General features: G+C 66.6%; 4 protein-coding genes. 2 read left to right on the top strand and 2 right to left on the bottom strand.

The genetic code is table 11. The features are described 5' to 3' along the window. On the bottom strand, positions 1 to 2,045 hold a 2,045-nt coding region (locus Q4C89_RS01670), incomplete at its 3' end, for a proton-conducting transporter membrane subunit (protein ID WP_303100873.1). A gap of 253 nt (positions 2,046 to 2,298) precedes the next feature. Between Q4C89_RS01670 and Q4C89_RS01665 the strand changes: the two genes are divergently transcribed. Further along, positions 2,299 to 2,832 (top strand): phosphoribosyltransferase family protein, encoded by a 534-nt coding sequence (locus Q4C89_RS01665; protein ID WP_303100872.1) that lies wholly within the window; start codon positions 2,299 to 2,301, stop codon positions 2,830 to 2,832. A 95-nt stretch (positions 2,833 to 2,927) separates the two neighbouring features. Here the strand turns inward: Q4C89_RS01665 and Q4C89_RS01660 are convergent, their stop codons facing one another. Further along, a complete protein-coding gene (locus tag Q4C89_RS01660; RefSeq protein WP_303100871.1) occupies positions 2,928 to 3,260 on the bottom strand; it encodes a hypothetical protein in 333 nt (110 codons plus the stop codon). A 90-nt stretch (positions 3,261 to 3,350) separates the two neighbouring features. Here Q4C89_RS01660 and Q4C89_RS01655 point away from each other — a divergent pair. Further along, the coding region (locus tag Q4C89_RS01655) for an NUDIX domain-containing protein (RefSeq protein WP_303100870.1) at positions 3,351 to 3,742 on the top strand (392 nt) is incomplete at its 3' end.

Here is a 3,742-nt window from a genome sequence, read left to right as displayed (position 1 = left end):
AGCAGGAGGCGGCCCCGCGTGCGCGGCAGGTCACGCACCCCCGGCAGGTAGCGGAAGGCGAGCAGGAACAGGATGACCGTGACCCCCTCGACCAGCAGTTGCGTCAGCGCGAGGTCGGGGGCACGGAAGGCGAGGAAGGCGGCGGCACTGCCGAACCCGGTCAGGCCAGTGACGACCACCGCCGTCAGCCGGTTGCGCGAGAGCAGCACGCCCACCGCGCCCGCCACCAACAGCACGGCGATGGGCACGATGGCCAGCGGCACCACGCCGATGTTGTGGAAGACCTGAGGCGAGCGCCAGACCGCGTATCCACCCATCAGCCCCGCCGCCAGCAACGAAATTCGCATCTGGTCAGGCAGTGCCAGCCCCTGCGTGCGGGCAATCAGCCCACTGGCGAAGGTGCTGAGGCCCTGCACCAGCGTGTAGTAGACGGTGTTGGCGTTCCACAGCGGGGTGAGGCGGCCCTGGAGCAGCGAAAAGCGCGGCGCCTGCCACACCAGCAGCCCCCCGATGGCCCAGGTGAGGAAGGTCAGCAGCAGCGCGGGCGTGACGCCGTGCCACAGCCCCAGGTGCCCGTGGTACTCCCCGAAATTCAGCGCGGTCTGGGCGGTGCGGGTCAGCGCTTCGGCCCCCTGAGGCCACAGCCCCAGCACCAGGGCCGCCAGTGCCAGCAAACCAGCGGGCAGGGTCAGGCTGGGCGGCGCCTCGTGAATGTGCTCCTTGACCGTGTCGTGCCGCAGTTCGCGCTGCGTGGGCGTCAGGCCGATGCGGTGGTTGAAGAAGATGCTCAGCAGCCGGGCGCAGTAGGCGAAAGTGAGCGCACTGCCCAGCACCGCCACAGCGATGTAGAGGGGGCCAGCATGCAGCATGTTCTCGTAGAACAGTTCCTTGGAAATAAACCCGCCCAGCGGCGGCAGGCCCGCCATGCTGAGGGTCGCCACTAGCGCGATGACGAAGGTGACGGGCAACTTGCGCCGCAGGTTTTGCAGGTAAGGAATCTCACGGGTGCCCGTTTCGTGGTCGATGATGCCCACCACGAAAAACAGCGCCGCCTTGAACGCCGCGTGGTTGAGCAGGTGCGCGGTGGCGGCAAAGCGCCCATCCGCGTCGGCCAGTCCGTAGAGACTCATCAGCAGGCCGAGTTGCGACACGGTGGAGTAGGCCAGCAGCGCCTTGAGGTCGGTTTGGCGCAGCGCCAGCCACGACCCCCAGGCCATCGTCGCCAGGCCCAGGGGCACGATGATGCCCGACCAAAGCGCCGACGTGCCGAAAATGAGGCCGAACTTGGCAACCAGCATCACGCCCGCCTTGACCATCGTGGCCGAGTGGAGGAAAGCCGACACAGGTGTGGGCGCTTCCATCGCGGTGGGGAGCCACAGGTGGAAGGGCAATTGCGCCGACTTGGTGAAGGCCGCCAGCAGCGTGAGCAGCAGCGCGGGCACAAAGAGCGGCGACTCGCGCACCGCCGTCAGATTCAGTTCCGACAGGTTGGTGCTGCCGCCCGCGATGGACAGCATGGCGACAGCCGCCAGCAACCCCAGCCCGCCCAGCGCCGACACCAGAAAAGCCTTCACCGCCCCGTCCCGCGCCGCGCTGCGGGTGTGCCACAGCCCGATCAGCAGGAAACTGGTCACGCTGGTCATTTCCCAGAAACCGAACAGGGCCACGAGGTTGTCACTCAGCACCAGCCCCAGCATGGAGCCGCCGAAGGCAAGCAGGTACGGATAAAAGCGCCCGAATTTCTCGGTGGACGCCAGATACGCCACCGAGTACAGGGTGGCGAGCGTGCCGATCACACCGATCAGGACGGCGAACAGCAGCGAAAAACCGTCGCCCCGGAACACCAGGTTCAGCCCCAGGTCGGGCACCCAGGGCGTGACTTCACGCAGCGGCGCGGCGTCCGGCATCGCCAGCAGCCGGGGAATCAGCAGCAGCGCGGGCACGAAGGCGAGGGCCGCCAGATACCCGGTGCGGCGACCCAGGCGCGGGCCGAGCAGAGCACACAGGGCCGCCATCAGGAAGGGAAACAGGACGGCGAGGGTCACGGACCACCCCCAGACAGACGACGGAAATAAGCGGGCAAACAGGGTACAGGCATCGTTCCTCCATCAAAACACAACGCGGGCGCAAACGCCGTGTGCTGCCTCCGCAACACTTGGGCAGCGGCCAGGTCTTCCCGAATTGCAGCGGAGCCGTCCCCCTCCAGCTCCATCGTCCTCGGCAGGCTGCCCGCAGGCGGCCCCCAACCGAACTTCAGTTTAACGGACGCTCGGGGAAGGGCGGCGCTACACTGACGCGGTGAAAACGTACACAGTACAGGTGGGCGACGTGACCCGCGAACTGCCCCTGATGGAAGTTCCCGGCGGCGTGCGCGTGGCCCTGTTCAACATGCTGGGCGACACCGAAGTGACCGAGGCGGCAGGCAAGGCGCTCGCCGCCAAACTGCCCCCCGAAGTGGAAGTGCTGGTCACGCCCGAGGTCAAGGCCGTGTCGCTGGCGCACGTCATCAGCCGTGAATCGGGCAAGCCCTACATCGTGATTCGCAAGACGCAAAAGCCTTACATGCACGACCCGGTCGCCCGCGAAGTGGTGAGCATCACGACGGGCAAGCCGCAACTGCTGGTGCTGGACGGCTTCGACGTGGAAAAGCTGCGGGGCCGCAAGGTCGCCATCGTGGACGACGTGGTGTCGAGCGGCGGCACGCTGCACTCCATCACCGAGATTCTGGACGAGGTCGGGGCCGAGGTCGCGGCGGTGGTCGCCGTCTTCACCGAAGGGCAGGAGCGCCCCGAGGTGACGGCGCTGGGACACCTGCCACTCTTTACGGAGTGAAGGGTTGAGCGTAGAGAGTCGAGAGTAAAAGAGCCTGAGCATCAGCCCAGGCTTTTTTCTCTTTTCCTACGTTCTGCTCTCTGCCCTTAGTGCCTTCACCCCGGCAGCGGCGTCTTGCGCTCGGGGCCGCCGTCCACGCCACCGCTGCGGCTGATGCCTTCGCCGCCCTCGGCCTCGCCGCTCAGGTCGCTGCCCAGGCGGTTGTTGGGTTCGCCCTGGCGGTCCTCGCCGTCGTGGCCGCCCAGACGCCCGTCGTCGAAACCGGGCTGATCGTTGACGTTGCCGCTCTCGTCGGCATTCTCGCGCAGGATGTCCTCGGCCACCATCTTTTCCTGAAGCAGTTCGCCCGTGGTGCCTTCGTCCACCACTTCGCCGGGCACCGTGTTGTCTGCGGGTACCGTGTTGCGTTCTTCATCGTTGCGGGTCATGCCCGGCAGAGTAGAGTGCCCGCGCCCCCGCATGGCTAAGGGCGGCCTTCAGAAAAGCTGAGGCCCGCACAGGCGCTATCCTGCGCCGACATGAATCTTTCGCGCACGCTGCCCATCAAGCGGGCCGCCCACGTCTATCTGGTGCGCGGCCAGGAACTCCTGCTGGTCGAGGAACGGATGGACGACGGCTCTATCTTCTACGGTCTGCCCGGCGGCAAGGCCCACGCGGGCGAGACGCTGGCCGACGCCGCCGTGCGGCAGGTGCTGGTCGAAACGGGCCTGCACGTCAGCAACCTCGAATTCGTCAGCCTGCTCGAAGGCGAACTGCTGACCGGAACGCGCAACGAATGTTTTGCGACATTTGCCCGCTTCACGGCGACTTTTCACGGTGAAATTGACCCCACCGACCCCGAAGTGGTGGGCGTGAAATGGGTGCCGTTCGAGCAGGTCGAAGCCCTGGTGCGCTACGGCCCGCCGCCCGA

The organism is Deinococcus sp., assembly GCF_030523985.1.
Lineage (GTDB): Bacteria > Deinococcota > Deinococci > Deinococcales > Deinococcaceae > Deinococcus.
Note: the sequence above shows the minus strand (reverse complement) of the source record. Positions and strands in the feature narration are given on the sequence as shown.

What these genes read in the sequence shown, in the direction of transcription:
- Q4C89_RS01660 (WP_303100871.1), bottom strand. Translation starts at nt 3,260, where the DNA reads ATGACCCGCAACGATGAAGAACGCAACACGGTACCCGCAGACAACACG.